At 65.9% G+C, this 13,379-nt stretch carries 16 protein-coding genes and 1 tRNA gene; 6 read left to right on the top strand and 11 right to left on the bottom strand.

What is annotated here, in order from left to right:
* Positions 1–4 precede the first annotated feature (4 nt).
* From AC1D2L_RS03685 to moaA, 3 genes are read right to left on the bottom strand one after another with little or no spacing between them, the layout of a single operon-like run.
* Entirely contained in the window at positions 5–1,462 is a 1,458-nt protein-coding gene (locus AC1D2L_RS03685; protein ID WP_476844449.1) for a hypothetical protein, read from the bottom strand.
* A complete protein-coding gene (locus AC1D2L_RS03680; protein WP_476844448.1) occupies positions 1,452–2,039 on the bottom strand; it encodes a hypothetical protein in 588 nt (195 codons plus the stop codon). The genes AC1D2L_RS03685 and AC1D2L_RS03680 overlap by 11 nt, the downstream gene beginning before the upstream one ends.
* A 59-nt stretch (positions 2,040–2,098) precedes the next feature.
* Positions 2,099–3,148, bottom strand: coding sequence for a GTP 3',8-cyclase MoaA (gene moaA, locus AC1D2L_RS03675; protein ID WP_476844447.1), 1,050 nt, complete (start codon positions 3,146–3,148; stop codon positions 2,099–2,101).
* Between the two features lie 123 nt (positions 3,149–3,271).
* On the opposite strand from moaA, the gene AC1D2L_RS03670 reads away from it, so the two are divergent.
* Positions 3,272–3,643, top strand: a complete 372-nt coding sequence (locus tag AC1D2L_RS03670) for a gamma-butyrobetaine hydroxylase family protein (RefSeq protein ID WP_476844667.1) — start codon at positions 3,272–3,274, stop codon at positions 3,641–3,643.
* A gap of 94 nt (positions 3,644–3,737) precedes the next feature.
* On the opposite strand, the gene AC1D2L_RS03665 is transcribed toward AC1D2L_RS03670, so the two are convergent.
* The 5 genes from AC1D2L_RS03665 to AC1D2L_RS03645 all read right to left on the bottom strand — a co-directional run bounded on the left by AC1D2L_RS03665 (position 3,738) and on the right by AC1D2L_RS03645 (position 6,457).
* Positions 3,738–4,319 carry a L,D-transpeptidase gene (locus tag AC1D2L_RS03665; RefSeq protein ID WP_476844446.1) on the bottom strand — a complete coding sequence of 194 codons (582 nt, stop codon included), beginning with the start codon at positions 4,317–4,319 and terminating at the stop codon, positions 3,738–3,740.
* A gap of 177 nt (positions 4,320–4,496) precedes the next feature.
* Positions 4,497–5,384 (bottom strand): transglycosylase SLT domain-containing protein, encoded by an 888-nt coding sequence (locus AC1D2L_RS03660; protein WP_476844445.1) that lies wholly within the window; start codon positions 5,382–5,384, stop codon positions 4,497–4,499.
* A gap of 9 nt (positions 5,385–5,393) precedes the next feature.
* Positions 5,394–5,753 (bottom strand): RidA family protein, encoded by a 360-nt coding sequence (locus AC1D2L_RS03655; protein WP_476844444.1) that lies wholly within the window; start codon positions 5,751–5,753, stop codon positions 5,394–5,396.
* Positions 5,754–5,936: 183 nt separating this feature from the next.
* On the bottom strand, positions 5,937–6,134 hold the full coding sequence (locus tag AC1D2L_RS03650; protein ID WP_476844443.1) for a hypothetical protein: 198 nt from the start codon (positions 6,132–6,134) through the stop codon (positions 5,937–5,939).
* A 101-nt stretch (positions 6,135–6,235) separates the two neighbouring features.
* On the bottom strand, positions 6,236–6,457 hold the full coding sequence (locus tag AC1D2L_RS03645; RefSeq protein ID WP_476844442.1) for a hypothetical protein: 222 nt from the start codon (positions 6,455–6,457) through the stop codon (positions 6,236–6,238).
* 446 nt (positions 6,458–6,903) lie between these two features.
* On the opposite strand from AC1D2L_RS03645, the gene AC1D2L_RS03640 reads away from it, so the two are divergent.
* On the top strand, positions 6,904–7,116 hold the full coding sequence (locus AC1D2L_RS03640; RefSeq protein ID WP_476844441.1) for a hypothetical protein: 213 nt from the start codon (positions 6,904–6,906) through the stop codon (positions 7,114–7,116).
* 340 nt (positions 7,117–7,456) lie between these two features.
* Here AC1D2L_RS03640 and AC1D2L_RS03635 read toward each other — a convergent pair.
* Both AC1D2L_RS03635 and gph read right to left on the bottom strand, forming a co-directional pair.
* Positions 7,457–7,531 (bottom strand) — tRNA-Val (locus AC1D2L_RS03635).
* A gap of 37 nt (positions 7,532–7,568) precedes the next feature.
* A complete protein-coding gene (gene gph, locus AC1D2L_RS03630; RefSeq protein WP_476844440.1) occupies positions 7,569–8,258 on the bottom strand; it encodes a phosphoglycolate phosphatase in 690 nt (229 codons plus the stop codon).
* 195 nt (positions 8,259–8,453) lie between these two features.
* Between gph and AC1D2L_RS03625 the strand changes: the two genes are divergently transcribed.
* The 4 genes from AC1D2L_RS03625 to AC1D2L_RS03610 all read left to right on the top strand — a co-directional run bounded on the left by AC1D2L_RS03625 (position 8,454) and on the right by AC1D2L_RS03610 (position 11,776).
* Positions 8,454–8,801: a hypothetical protein gene (locus AC1D2L_RS03625; protein ID WP_476844666.1), complete on the top strand. Its 348-nt coding sequence runs from the start codon at positions 8,454–8,456 to the stop codon at positions 8,799–8,801.
* A gap of 123 nt (positions 8,802–8,924) precedes the next feature.
* Positions 8,925–10,376: an NAD-dependent succinate-semialdehyde dehydrogenase gene (locus AC1D2L_RS03620; RefSeq protein WP_476844439.1), complete on the top strand. Its 1,452-nt coding sequence runs from the start codon at positions 8,925–8,927 to the stop codon at positions 10,374–10,376.
* Between the two features lie 5 nt (positions 10,377–10,381).
* Positions 10,382–11,083 (top strand): ribose-5-phosphate isomerase RpiA, encoded by a 702-nt coding sequence (gene rpiA, locus AC1D2L_RS03615; RefSeq protein ID WP_476844438.1) that lies wholly within the window; start codon positions 10,382–10,384, stop codon positions 11,081–11,083.
* Positions 11,084–11,242: 159 nt separating this feature from the next.
* On the top strand, positions 11,243–11,776 hold the full coding sequence (locus AC1D2L_RS03610) for a DUF2059 domain-containing protein (RefSeq protein WP_476844437.1): 534 nt from the start codon (positions 11,243–11,245) through the stop codon (positions 11,774–11,776).
* A gap of 100 nt (positions 11,777–11,876) precedes the next feature.
* Here the strand turns inward: AC1D2L_RS03610 and AC1D2L_RS03605 are convergent, their stop codons facing one another.
* On the bottom strand, positions 11,877–13,295 hold the full coding sequence (locus tag AC1D2L_RS03605) for an APC family permease (protein WP_476844436.1): 1,419 nt from the start codon (positions 13,293–13,295) through the stop codon (positions 11,877–11,879).
* Positions 13,296–13,379 lie beyond the last annotated feature (84 nt).

Raw genomic sequence — 13,379 nt, 5'->3', positions numbered from 1 at the left:
CGCCTCAGCGCGGTTCCGCGGAGAATTCCGCATGGGCCTGCTTGCGCGCCGCCTCCTCGCGCGCATGGGCCTCGCGGCCCGCCTCGATCGCGCTCGCCTTCAGCCGCTCGATCTCGCCCGCGAGATCGACGCCGCGCACAAGCGCAAGCTGGTCCCGAAGTTTCGCCTCGATCAGGGCCGGCATGTTGGCGAACTGCCTTTCGACGTCGTCGATCAGGTTGCGAACCCGCGCATACTCGGCCGGTTCCGTGGGCTCGTCGATCTCGGGCAAATTCAGCCCTTGCGAGAAATAGGCGGGGGGCATGTCGGTGCGGACCCGCAGATTGGCCTCGCGATATTGCATCAGCGCGGCGTCCTTGGCGGCGCGCAGCTGTGCGATCCGCGTGAGGTAGGTCTCGCGCGCCTGCGCGGCAGCGGAGCGGGCGATCTGCAACTGCCCGATCTCGCGCTGGCAGTCCTCGCGAAACCCGTCGACCTGTCCGCGCAGGGCATCGAGCTCGGGCATCATCTGCGTGTCGAGCCGGCGTCGCGTTGCCTCGACGGCCTCCCAGCGTTGACGCCAGCGCTTGAACGCCGAGGCCTGGCCGGGATAGCTGCCGAAGGCCGCATACCCCTTGGCGGCCGAGAGAAAGGCGATCAGGCAGCCGATGATCACCAGCGCGATCGACTTCAACTCGTAGATCGCGAACAGGTTGTCGAGCATGCGCGGCACGACCTGCTGCGACGCGCCGTCCGGATTGGCGATCAGCAGCTCGCGGTAGTGTCCCACGGCGAGGTTGAACAGCACGATGAGCGTGATCATGCCGGCATAGGCCGGCAGCGCCCAGAACAGGTGCGAGGCCCTGGCATGCTGGCAATAGCGCGCCGGCCACCAGCCCATGACGAAGCCGAGAGATATGTTCAGCGCCGAGATGATGACGGCCGTCGCCGCGCCGCCAACCAGTCCGAAATCGCTCGCTTCGGCAAAGAAGTTGCCGTTGAGCAGGCTCTCGATCGCCAGCGGCACCATCAGGAAGGCCAGCGTGAACTGCCATTTCTCAAGCTTGGGATCGCTGTTCAGCTTGTTGGTGTAATTGAAGTATTCGTATTCGCGCTTGGCCTTGAGCGCGTCGAAGACCTGCTGCTCGAGCTCGCCGCCGCTCTTGGCCAGCATCGCCTTCATGCCGGCTTCGATGCCGCGGATGCGGGTGGAGTAGCGCTCTTCGGTCAGGGTCTCGCGCTGCCGCAGCACCTCGGCATGGATCGCGTTCAGGCGGTCGCCCGCCTCGCGACGGATGTCGCCAAGGATCTCCGTGACGCGAGCGAGCACCGCGTGCTCCGTCTGGGATGGCATGGTCGAGTGCGCAGGCGGGTTGTTCGAGACGGCATCGCTCGCGCCGCGCTCGCCGGCCTGGACGGTCTCCGCTAGGTGATAGGCGGTGATGGGGGGCACGCGCGTCGTGCCGCTTGGCTCATCCGACATGGGCGGCTCGCGCGAGCTGCTGGCGTGCCGTGACGACGTCGCCATGGAAGTCGCGAAAGCCGGGATAGGCTGGCCGGCGATAGGCTCGCTCGAACCAGAGCGCGAGCGCGACGAGGGCCAGTGCAATCCCGCATGGCAGGATGATCTCGGGTCTGGCGCTGTCGCCGCCGCTGAGCGCGAGCAGGGCGAATGACACGGCGATCACGGTGGCGAGGCTCAACAGCGCGCCGATCCGGTGCCGGCCCAGGTCATAGGACAGGCGCAGCAGGCCATGCAGCGCGTTCAGCAGGCTGGCGCAGCACAATTCCAGCATCACGACAAAGGCGAGCAGGGCGGTCAGGATCGGCCAGACCAGCCATTCCGTCGCGGGCCGCACGCCGAGGAACACGGTGCGGGCTGTGAGCGCGGCGCCGGCCAGGCAGAGAAGCAGCAGCCCGATCAGCAGGATGGAGAGCAGGCGAGGGGCGCGCCAGAGACGCAGCGCCGAGACCGCGAGCCGCATGAAGAATGTGTCCTCGACCAGCCGGACGGCGCCGCCTGCAATCGCACTGAGCCGAGAACCAAAGCGTCTCGTCATGGGGCGCCTGTAGCCGGGACGGAAAGGAAACGTTAACCCAACCTCCCGGAGCGTCAAGCTCAGCCGCCGGTGACGCTCATATGGCGGCCGACCGCGGGCTTTTCCCGGCGCCTGTCGATGATGAAATCATGGCCCTTGGGCTTGCGCGAGATCGCCTCGTCCATCGCCCGGTGCAGCGCCGCGTCGTCGCTGGATGCGCGCAGGGGCGTGCGCAGGTCGGCGGCGTCCTCCTGGCCCAGGCACATATAGAGCGTGCCCGTGCAGGTGAGCCGCACGCGGTTGCAGCTCTCGCAGAAATTATGCGTCATCGGGGTGATGAAGCCGACGAGCCCGCCTGTCTCCTTGACGCGGACATAGCGCGCCGGCCCGCCTGTGCGGTATGGGTCCTCGATCAACGTGTATGTGTCCATCAGACGCGCACGCACAACCGAAAGCGGCAGGTACTGGTCGATGCGGCCGGGCTCGATCTCGCCCAGCGGCATCACCTCGATCAGCGTCAGATCCATGCCGAGCCCATGGCACCACTGCATCAGGCTCTCGATCTCGTCCTCGTTGACGCCCTTCAGCGCCACGGCGTTGATCTTGACCCGCATGCCGGCCTTGCGCGCGGCCTCGATGCCGCCCAGCACCTTGCCGAGATCGCCCCAGCGCGTGATCTGCTTGAACTTGCCGACGTCGAGCGTGTCGAGCGAGACATTGATGCGGCGCACGCCGTAATCGACCAGTTCCTGCGCATAACGATCGAGAAGGGAGCCGTTCGTCGTCAGCGTGAGTTCCTCCAGCGCGCCGGAGGTCAGGTGCCGCGAGAGCGAACGGAACAGGCTCATCACGTCGCGCCGCACCAACGGTTCGCCGCCGGTGAGCCGCAGCTTGCGGGTGCCGCGCATCACGAAGGCGCTGGCGAGGCGGTCGATTTCCTCCAGTGTCAGCAATTCGCGCTTGGGCAGGAAGGTCATGTCCTCGGACATGCAGTAGACACAGCGGAAGTCGCAGCGATCCGTCACCGAGATGCGCAGATACGAGATATCGCGGCCGAACGGATCGATCAGCGGCGCACGCGTCAGGGGCAAGGTGGGGTCTAGGAGCACGCTGGCGTCATTCCCTGTCATATATCGCGCTCGGCGAGCCGGGTGCCGCTGCGGCGCGATTGCTTTAGATTGCAGACATTGGCATTGCGCTCGCCAAGGTCAAGCGCGGCGATCGTCGCAATCGTCCGCGAGCAGGAGCACGACATGTCGGCATGGCCCACAGAGATCCGCCTGGCCAAGGATCGTCGCACCTTGCATGTCGCCTTCGAGGATGGCGCGAGCTTCGCCCTGCCGGCCGAATTGCTGCGCGTGGAGAGCCCTTCCGCCGAGGTGCAGGGGCATAGCCCCACGCAAAAACAGATCGTTCCCGGCAAGGCTGAGGTCGAGATCTTGAAGGTCGAGCCGGTCGGTCACTATGCCGTGAAGCTGACCTTCGACGACATGCACGACACTGGCCTTTTCGCCTGGGACTATCTGCGACGGCTAGGCGAGCAGGAGGCAGCGCTCATGCAGGCTTACCTGGATGCGCTCGCGGCCAAGGGCCTGTCGCGAGAGCCGGCAAAACGGAGGGGCTGAGGCCGAGTAAATCGGACGCTGGGCGTCAAAGAAAAAGGCCGACGTTTCCGCCGGCCTCGATTCAGCTCCCGCGTTGCGTTGCGCTGCGCTGGGCTCAGCGGGCGACGACGACCCGCGCGCCGACCTTGACGCGGTCATAGAGGTCGATGACGTCGTCATTAAGCATGCGGATGCAGCCCGAGGATACGGCCTGCCCGATGGTCTCCGGCTCGTTCGAGCCGTGGATGCGGTAAAGCGTCGAACCCAGATACATGGCGCGGGCGCCCATCGGGTTTTCCGGGCCGCCGGGCATGAAGCGCGGAAGGTCGGGACGGCGCTTCAGCATCGATGCCGGAGGGGTCCAGGTCGGCCATTCCTGCTTGCGCGTGACGGTCTGCGAGCCGGCCCAGTCGAAGCCCGGGCGGCCGACGCCGACGCCGTAGCGCATGGCTTTGCCATCGGGCATCACAAGATAGAGGCGGCGCTCGGAGGTGTTGATGACGATCGTGCCGGGGCGGTGCTGGCCGCCATAGGACACCATCTCGCGGGGAACCGTGGTCGCCTGCGCCTTGGCGGATTCTGCGTTCTGCATCAGAGGCTGACGGGTCAGCGGGTCGATCTCGTAAGCGCCTGCGACGGACGCGGCAGCAAACAGACCAAGCCCAGCGAGCATGGCCACGGGAAGTAAGCGGTTCATCAGGACCTCGGAGCAGACGGGCGGGGGCGAAGGACAGAAAGTTGACCCAAAATCGTCAACATCGCCTGAATTTTTTGTCAGACTCACCGGGGTGGTGCAATCGCCCCGTCATCACATCGATGCGAGGTCGCAGGCTTTGCTAGCGCCCGTTGCGCGCCAGCAACATAACGGGCCGCGTCAGCTTTTCAGGACGACGCAGGCGCCCCGGTTCGCCTGCAGGCGTTGGCACAGCGCGATCGCCGAGGCGCGGGTCGCGGCAGGCAGCCTGACCCGGTAGAAGGCGCGCGTTCCCCTGCTGCGCAGCCGCGTGCCGATCACCATGGGTGCGAGGTCCCCGATGATCGCACGCTGGCGCGAAGCGGCGCGCTGGAAGGCGGACAACGCCCGGGCTTTCGAGAAATTCGCCGCGAGCTGGACCCCCCAGGGCGCGAACGGCGCCTCGGCGATGGTCAGTGGCCCGCGGCCGGCGCGGATCGAAGCCAGCGTCACGCCGCAGGACGCCGCGCTGTTGGTGGTTGCGGGACGGGCGGGCCTCTCCTTGCCCTCCGCCACGGCACGGGCATCCTCGGCCCAGCTCTCGGCTGTCGCGCCGGTGATCGCCAGGACGTAGTTCTCGGTCTCGAAGGGCAGGCCGCCTTTGCCGGCCAGCCATGTCGCAACGCGGTTGGGGCCGCCATTGTACGCCGCGGCCGCTAGTCCCCATTGCCCGAAGCGCGCCTTGAGTTCCGCCAGAAAATGCGCAGCCTTGGGCACCGCCTGCTCGGGGTCGAACGGATCGAGCAGGCCGCGTTCGCGCGCTGTGCCGGGCATGAATTGCGCGACGCCCTGCGCACCCGCCGGGCTGGTGACGCCGGCGCGAAAGCTCGATTCCTGGAAGATCAGGCGCGTCAGGAATGCCGGCGGCACGCTCTGCGCGGCGGCTGCATCGTCGATGATGCGACACAGCGCCGTGGCGATGCCCGAGGAGGCGGGCTCCGGGTCGGTGGGCTCCTGCGCCCACGCAGGCGTGGCGCTCAGAAGGAGCCCCAGGATCGCTGCGCAGCGGACACGTCCAGTTCGCAGCATCGCGGATCCTCAGGCCGTCAGCTTGGCGGCGACGGCGGTGATCTCGATCGCGTAGCCTGGGGAGGCGAGCGCAGCGCCGACCGTGGCGCGCGCGGGCGCGTTGCCTTTCGCGACCCACTTGTCCCAGACGGCGTTCATCTCGGAGATCGCGCTCATGTCGGTCAGGAAGATCTGCACGCTGAGGATGCGCTCCTTCGCGCTCCCGGCGGCTTCCAGGGTTTCCTCGAGCAGGGCCAGAACCTCCTCGGTCTGTTCGCGCAGCGACGCGCCGGCGGTCTTTTCCGCGACATGCCCGGCCAGGAAGACGATGCCGTTGAAGGCCGCGGCATCGCACCAGCGCGCGGTCAGGCCTGTTCGTTCGATGGTCATGGGCTATCCTCGTTCAATTGCAGCGGCCTGTCGGCGGCTGGCGTTCAGCCGCCGCGTCGCGTTCCGTCGGGAACTCGCACATTCCACGTGAGCCGCAAAGCCTGGCGCAGGGCCCCCCGCAGCGAAGCCGCTGGCCGCGTGCCGTGAGGCAGGGGCCGCGCCAAGGACCGGCTCGCCGCGACGTCAGAGCATCGACTTGGCGTGATCGACCCTGGTGTCGAGTTTCAGCGGCATCCAGTGCTCGTAGCGAACCATGACGTAGATGCCGGCAAGGCCGAGCATAAGTCCCCCGCAGACGATCAGGAACCAGTAGGGCGCGAGCGCCCCTGGGCGTTGTGGGGCTTCTTCGTGAGGTTCGGGTTTATTGGCCGGCAGCGACAAGGCGCAAATCCGCAGGCTCGAGTGGTGCGACGTGCGTCATAGCAATTGCCGGCAAGATGTTCCAGGCAGGTGGGGCTGCACCATTGCCGCTGAGGTGGGCATCAGGTCCAGCGCACGATGCTGCCGGGGCCGATCTGATGCATGTCGATCTCCGCGTCGCTGAGGCGGCGCTGGAGCTTAAGCGAAGCGGCCGGCAGAACCTCGGGGTGCTGCGAAAGGGCCTCCATCGCCGCGGCGTCCGATTCAGCCTCGACGAAGAAGACCTGTTTTCCGCTCTGGGCCGAGGAACTGACCTCGATCTGGAATGCCTTGATCGAACTCATCGTCTACCCCGGTTCACTGGTTTGCGCCGAGGTAACACGCACTGACTCAACTAAGAAGCGGACAAGCGGTCGCGCGGCGCCCGCTGTTGGACTGCGACCGTCTCGTGTCGGCGGCAAGCAGCGTCGCTATTCGATGCGTACGACGTCGCTTGGGCGACTGGGGCATTTCCCAAAAGGGCAGAGGCGGGCCTCATTCAAGTGAGGCTGGCTCGCGGCGCGCTGTCGCCCTGGGTTAATCTGGCGAGCTGCGAAAACCGAAATTTCACAAGTTGACGTAAGGGAAAGTATGGATTAATTGCGGTAGCCCGTTAGGGGTACTGCGATCGTCTGGCTGTCTTAGACTTAATTTCGGAGATTTACTATGCTCCTGCGGATTAAAGAATTGACGCGAGGCTGATGGCGGCTATCGTTCTTGAAATCCAGTTGGAAGCCTAGGAAAAGACCGGATGATCGATCGTAATCGTCTCCACGCCGATGGTCGTGTCGAACAGGCTCCGAATCCCGACGTGTTCGCGGCGCTTGCCCGAGCGGCTTCGGGGTCATCATTGTTGAGCGCTGGCGAACTCGAGCAGATATTGGTCCGTCTCGATCATGTGACGGATCTGCTGGCGGCCATCGAGAAGAATACGCGCCCGGCCCAGGCAACGGGCGCGCGCTAGAGATAGCGCCGGATATCGACAACGTCCGCCGAGGTGAGGGGGGCGTGCGCCCGCCCAAGCGACTCGCTAGCGATGACGGATGAAGCGCGTCTCAAGGATAGAGCCTGGGACGAAGCTCACGCGAACACAGCAGACACCATCAACCACGGCCTCGCCCGGCTCGCTGAAAAGCGCCGGCGGAGGCCGTCCGAAGCTGTGCGAACGACGCGTCTAGTGCTGAGCGCGCCGGACGTGATTCTGAAAACGGCGAGGGAAGCGGCCTCCCCCAGATATCCCCCACATAGCCGTGCGCGTTCGTGCGCTGTTCTGCGCGATGGGCTATGGAAAACCTAAGGAAAAATGGTGGGCGACACAGGGATCGAACCTGTGACCACTCCCGTGTGAAGGGAGTGCTCTACCGCTGAGCTAGTCGCCCGCACCGGGGCTTCTCCTAGTCGGGTCGCGGCGCGCCGTCAAGAATGCGCGGGCACGAGTTTGACAACTTCTCGCACTGCTGCGGCCAGCGCGTCGAAATGCTGGATGATCACGTCGGGCTCGAGCGTCTCGATGGCGACGTCTGTGTAGCCGAAGGGCACGCAGATGCAGGGAATGCCCGCGGCGCGGGCGGTGGCGATGTCGGTCCGCGAATCGCCGATCATGACCGCGCGTTTCGGATCGCCGCCGGCGGCTTCGATCGTCATCGTGAGATGGCGGGGGTCGGGCTTGCTGAACGGGAAGGTGTCGCGCCCGGCGACTGCGGCGAAGCGGTCGGCGATGCCGAAATGGTCGAGGATCAGTCGCGTATGCAGGATCGGCTTGTTGGTGCAGACGGCAAGCGCGAAGCCCTCAGCCGCCAGCACGTCCAGCGCCTCAAGGACGCCCTCATAGAGATAGCTGTTGGCCGCGACATCCTTCGCGTAGATCACCAGGAAGTCCTGGAAGAGCCGCTCGAGCGTCTCGTCGTCCAGGGGGCGGCCCGAGACCTTGAAGCCGCGCTCGATCAGCGCGCGGGCGCCTGCGCCGACGAGTTCGCGGGCACGGTCGACGGCGATTGCTGCCAGGCCTTCCTTTTCCAGGATGACGTTCAGGGTCGCCATGATGTCGGGCGCCGTCTCGGCCAGGGTACCATCGAGATCGAAGACGACGATCGGGGAAAGGCTCATCGGGGTATCTCCTGACAGGCGTGGCCGGGCGGATCGGGACGGCAGCCTGCTTAAAGGCAGTTCATGCTGGCTTGGCAAGCGCAAGGCCGCCGCAAAGCCCCGTCAAGATCTGCGCCTTTGGTGGTATCATCCCGGCGATTCGCGAAAGGGATCTGTACTGTGTCGGAATTTCTAGGACAGCGTCGTGGCGCCCGGCTGCTTTTCGCGGCGGGATGCTGGCTGGCGTCGGCGGCCGGGGTGGTGGCTGCGCCCTTCGAATTCGCGCCGGCGCCGCAGATTGACCTGAACCGCGTCTATCGCGTCGACAAGGCGACGGGTGAGGTCGGCGCCTGCCAATTCCAGCTCAAGGAAGGCGGAATCGGCACGACGATGTGCTTTCCGGCCGGAGAGGGCGCAGGCCCGCAGGCGCCCAGCGACTACCAGCTCACGCCGTCGCGGCACGAACGCGAGGGCGGCATTTTCCGCGTCAATATCCGTACCGGCGAGATGAGCATCTGCTACGTCTTCGACGACAAGGTCGTCTGCACGCCACAGGCAAAATAGCCCGGAAACGCATTGCCGGGTTGCGTCGCGAAACGGCGGTGCATGCCGCATTTGGCGTCGGCATTCGCGGCGGGTTCATGCTAGAGCGCAGGCAGAAACTCAATCTGCCCGGTGAGGTCCGCCATGCTCAAGCTCAATGATCCCACGCTGCTCAAGTCCCAGTGCCATGTCGACGGGAGCTGGATCGGCGAAGGCGTCGATGTCGTCGACAATCCTGCGACCGGCGTCGAGCTCGCGAAGGTACCGCATTTCGGCGCCGACGAGACCACCGCTGCCGTCGAGGCCGCCTCGCGCGCCTTCAAGCCCTGGGCCAAAAAGTCAGCCAAGGAGCGCTCGGTCATCCTGCGCAAATGGTTCGACCTGATCATGGCGAACCAGGAAGACCTCGCCCAGATCATGACCGCTGAGCAGGGCAAGCCGCTGGCGGAAGCACGCGGCGAGGTCGCCTACGCCGCCTCCTTCGTCGAGTTCTATGCCGAGGAAGCCAAGCGCATCTATGGCGAGACGATTCCCTCGCCCTTCCCGAATTCGCGCATCATCGTCCAGAAGCAGCCTGTCGGCGTCTGCGCCGCGATCACGCCGTGGAACTTCCCCGCCGCGATGATCACGCGCAAATGTGCGCCGGGCCTGGCAGCAGGCTGCACCTTCGTCGTCAAGCCGGCTCCCGATACGCCGCTGACCGCGCTGGCGCTGATCGAACTCGCCATCCGCGCCGGCTTCCCGAAGGGCGTGCTCAACATCGTCATGGGTGACGCGGTCGCGATCGGCAAGGTCATGACCACGCACCCGGCCGTGCGCTTCGTCGGCTTCACCGGCTCGACGCCGGTCGGCAAGCTCCTGATGCAGCAGGCGGCCTCGACCGTGAAGAAGGTCGGCCTCGAGCTCGGCGGCAACGCGCCCTTCATCGTCTTCGACGATGCCGATGTGGACGCTGCCGTTCAGGGCGCGATTATCGCCAAGTTCCGCAACATGGGCCAGACCTGCGTCTGCACCAACCGCCTGTTCGTGCAGGACGGCATCCATGACGAGTTCGTCGCGAAGTTCGCGGGTGAGGTCGCCAAGATGAAGGTCGGCGACGGCGTCGAGGTCGGTGTGGTTCAGGGCCCGCTGATCAACCAGAACGCGATCACCAAGGTCGAGCGCCATGTCGCCGATGCCGTGGCGCACGGCGCCAAGGTCGTGGTCGGCGGCAAGCGCCATGCGCTCGGCCGCACCTTCTACGAGCCCACGGTGCTCTCCGGCGTCACCACCAAGATGCTGGTGACCAATGAAGAAACCTTCGGCCCGGTGGCCCCGGTCTACCGCTTCTCAACCGAGGAGGAGGTCGTTGCGATGGCCAACGACACCCCCTTCGGGCTCGCCGCCTATTTCTACTCGAAGGATCTCGGTCGCGCCTTCCGCGTCGCCGAGGAACTCGAATACGGCATGGTCGGCATCAACTCGGCCATTCTCGGCACCGAGGTCGCGCCCTTCGGGGGCGTCAAGGAGTCGGGCCTCGGTCGCGAGGGCTCGCTGCACGGCATGGATGAGTTCGTCGAGATCAAGTACATGCTGATGGGCGGCCTTGGAGCCTGATGGCGATGACCGCTGACGAACTGAAGAAGCTCGCCGCCGCGCGCGCGCTCGAACTGGTCAAGCCGGGCATGCGGCTCGGCCTCGGCACAGGCTCGACCGCCAAGCATTTCGTCGATCTGCTCGGCGCACGCGTGGCGGGAGGGCTCGATGTGATCTGCGTCGCGACCTCGGAGTTCACGCAGGCACAGGCGCTGGCGCTGGGCATCGCGATGTCGACGCTCGACGAGACGCCCGAACTCGACCTCACCGTCGACGGGGCCGACGAGGTCGACGGCGAACTGCGGCTGATCAAGGGCGGCGGCGCTGCGCATCTGCGTGAAAAGATCGTCGCGGCGGCGTCCGCCCGGATGATCGTGATCGCCGACGACAGCAAGCTTGTCGCGACACTGGGGCGTTTCCCGCTGCCGATCGAAGTCGTGCCCTTCGGGCTCGAGGCGACCCGTCGCGCCGTTGCGGCCGCGATCACCGCCAGCGGGGCGAGCGGCGAACTGGTGCTGCGTCGCAGGCCGGACGGCAGCATCCTGCTGACCGATGGCGGGCACTACATCCTCGACGCCCATCTCGGTGCGATCGACCAGCCCGAGGCGCTCGGGGTGGCGCTGAACATGGTGCCCGGCGTCGTCGAGCATGGCCTGTTCATCGGACTGGCCAGCGGGGCGATCCTGGCAGGGTCGGACGGCCTGCGCCTGTTTGGCGCCGTCGACTGAGCCGCCCGTGCCGAGGGCAGGTGGTTTCAGGCCAAAATCCGGTTTCCACTTTTCGGCATCATGTTCTAAGGATCGCGCCACGGCGCTGCCGAACCGAAATACTGCCCTCTTGGGCCCGCCATCGCAGATGTTCTGCGCAGTACGATGAAGGACTTGAGCATGACGATCCGTCACCACCTCGCCGGCGCGGCTCTTGGCCTCGCTTTCGTCCTGGCGGCCCCCGCCTTTGCGCAGGCTCCTGCTCCGGCACCCGCGCCTGCGGCAACGCCCGCTCCGACCCCCGCCCACGTCGCCGTCGCGCGCGAGGTGCTGGAGCTGACGGGCATCTCGAATTCCTTCGACACGGTCTACTCGGAGTTCGGCGAGCAGACCCGCCGCATCGTCGGCGTGACCCGGCCCGAGCTGACCAAGGACATGAACGAAGTCATCGCTTCGCTGAAGCCTGAGGCCGACCGCAAGCGCGACGAGATGGTCCTGACAGCGGCGGACATCTTCGCCCGCAGGATGAGCGAAGCGGATCTGCGCGAGATCGCGGCGTTCTTCAAGTCGCCGGTGGGGCAGCGCTACAACGCGGCGCGCCCGCTCGCGATCGACGCGATCTATTCGGTGCTGCAGACCTGGAGCATGCAGGCGACCAATGCCCTGTTCCAGCGCTTCACCGACGAGATGGGTAAGCGCGGTCACAAGATGTGACCTGGCACGGCCTTTCCTAAGCCTAAACGGAACCCGCCTGCGCCGACGCGCCGGCGGGTTTCCTGTTTCTGGACCAGTCCCTGTTTCCCGTCCGGTTGGCTCAGTTCACCGGCCCGGCACGTCCGAGATCCTGGCCTCTGGGATGACCGGGCTGCACGCCGCTGGCGCGATTTATCATCACGGTCACGAGCCAGAGCAGGACGCCGATCCCGATCAGCACGCCGGCGATCTCGTATTGCACCATGGCGCGGCCGGTCCACGGGCCCGCGAAGAAGGCGCAGGCCAGCGCGCCGAGGATAGGCAGCGGCGTCGGCGTGCGGAAATGCCGGTGCTCGACCTTGTCCTTGCGCAGGACGAGCACCGCGAAGTTGACGACGCAGAACACGCACAGGAGCAGAAGCGCTGTGGTCCCTCCCAGAGCTGGCACCTCGCCGACGAAGGTGATCAGTGCGAAGGCCAGCAGCGACGTGAAGCCGATCGCAATATAGGGCGTGCGGCGTTTCGCGTGCACCTTGCCCAGCAGCGGCGGCAGGACATGCTCTCGGCTCATGCCATAGACCAGCCGGCTCGCCATCAGCATGTTGATCAGCGCGCTGTTGGCGACCGCGAACATGGTGATGAAGCCGAAGATCCAGATCGGAAAATTCGGCGCGCCGGCCTGCACGACCTTCAGCAGCGGCGTCTCGCCTTCGCCGAGTTCCTCGGGCGGGACGAGGGTGATCGCAGAGATCGAGACGAGCACGTAGATCGTGCCGGTGATCACGAGGCCGGCCAGCAGCACCTTCGGGAAGATGCGCGTCGGGTTCTCGCATTCCTCGGCCATGTTGACGGAGTCCTCGAAGCCCACCATGGCGAAGAACGCCAGCGTGGTCGCCGCGATCACCGGCCAGAAGGCGCCGCCGTCGACGGCGGTCTTGAACTCCAGCACACGCGACACGTCGCCCTGGCCCGCCATGATCGCCATCACGCCGATGCAGATGATGATCAGGAGCCCGGTCAGTTCTACACAGGTGAGGACGACGTTCGCCTTCACGCTCTCGCCGACGCCGCGCAGGTTCACGATTGCGACCAGGACCATGAAGCCCAGCCCGATCAGGGTGACCCCAAAGCCGCTTAGCCCGAGTCCGAAGGCGGTTGACATGTTGGCGGCAAAGGCGCGCGAGGCCGTGGAAGCCGACGTGATGCCCGAGCACATCACCGCGAAGGCGACGATGAATGTGATGAAATGGATCCCGAAGGCCTTGTGCGTGTAGAGCGCGGCGCCGGCGGCCCGCGGGTACTTCGTGACCAGCTCGAGATAGCTGAAAGCCGTGATCATCGCGACCACGAAAGCGACCAGGAACGGCAGCCAGACCACCCCTCCGACCTGCTTGGCGACCTGGCCTGTCAACGCATAGATGCCGGTGCCGAGGATGTCGCCGACGATGAATAGCAGCAGCAGCCACGGCCCCATCACGCGATGAAGGCTCGGCTCTGCGGGGCTGGTCGTTGGGGAAGCCTGGAGCGAGATGTCCGTCATGGTGCGTCCTCCGTCCGACAGGGAGGGGCGCGGAGTTCGCGGTCTCCCGGTCTCACTTCAACACATTCACGTCGCGCTTGTTCG

The organism is Allobosea sp. P1_B10, from assembly GCF_056406735.1.
Note: the sequence above shows the minus strand (reverse complement) of the source record. Positions and strands in the feature narration are given on the sequence as shown.

What these genes read in the sequence shown, in the direction of transcription:
- moaA (WP_476844447.1), bottom strand. Translation starts at nt 3,148, where the DNA reads ATGACAGGGAATGACGCCAGCGTGCTCCTAGACCCCACCTTGCCCCTG.
- AC1D2L_RS03670 (WP_476844667.1), top strand. Translation starts at nt 3,272, where the DNA reads ATGTCGGCATGGCCCACAGAGATCCGCCTGGCCAAGGATCGTCGCACC.
- AC1D2L_RS03680 (WP_476844448.1), bottom strand. Translation starts at nt 2,039, where the DNA reads ATGACGAGACGCTTTGGTTCTCGGCTCAGTGCGATTGCAGGCGGCGCC.
- AC1D2L_RS03620 (WP_476844439.1), top strand. Translation starts at nt 8,925, where the DNA reads ATGCTCAAGCTCAATGATCCCACGCTGCTCAAGTCCCAGTGCCATGTC.
- AC1D2L_RS03655 (WP_476844444.1), bottom strand. Translation starts at nt 5,753, where the DNA reads ATGACCATCGAACGAACAGGCCTGACCGCGCGCTGGTGCGATGCCGCG.
- gph (WP_476844440.1), bottom strand. Translation starts at nt 8,258, where the DNA reads ATGAGCCTTTCCCCGATCGTCGTCTTCGATCTCGATGGTACCCTGGCC.
- AC1D2L_RS03660 (WP_476844445.1), bottom strand. Translation starts at nt 5,384, where the DNA reads ATGCTGCGAACTGGACGTGTCCGCTGCGCAGCGATCCTGGGGCTCCTT.
- AC1D2L_RS03665 (WP_476844446.1), bottom strand. Translation starts at nt 4,319, where the DNA reads ATGAACCGCTTACTTCCCGTGGCCATGCTCGCTGGGCTTGGTCTGTTT.
- AC1D2L_RS03645 (WP_476844442.1), bottom strand. Translation starts at nt 6,457, where the DNA reads ATGAGTTCGATCAAGGCATTCCAGATCGAGGTCAGTTCCTCGGCCCAG.
- rpiA (WP_476844438.1), top strand. Translation starts at nt 10,382, where the DNA reads ATGACCGCTGACGAACTGAAGAAGCTCGCCGCCGCGCGCGCGCTCGAA.
- AC1D2L_RS03605 (WP_476844436.1), bottom strand. Translation starts at nt 13,295, where the DNA reads ATGACGGACATCTCGCTCCAGGCTTCCCCAACGACCAGCCCCGCAGAG.
- AC1D2L_RS03610 (WP_476844437.1), top strand. Translation starts at nt 11,243, where the DNA reads ATGACGATCCGTCACCACCTCGCCGGCGCGGCTCTTGGCCTCGCTTTC.
- AC1D2L_RS03640 (WP_476844441.1), top strand. Translation starts at nt 6,904, where the DNA reads ATGATCGATCGTAATCGTCTCCACGCCGATGGTCGTGTCGAACAGGCT.
- AC1D2L_RS03685 (WP_476844449.1), bottom strand. Translation starts at nt 1,462, where the DNA reads ATGTCGGATGAGCCAAGCGGCACGACGCGCGTGCCCCCCATCACCGCC.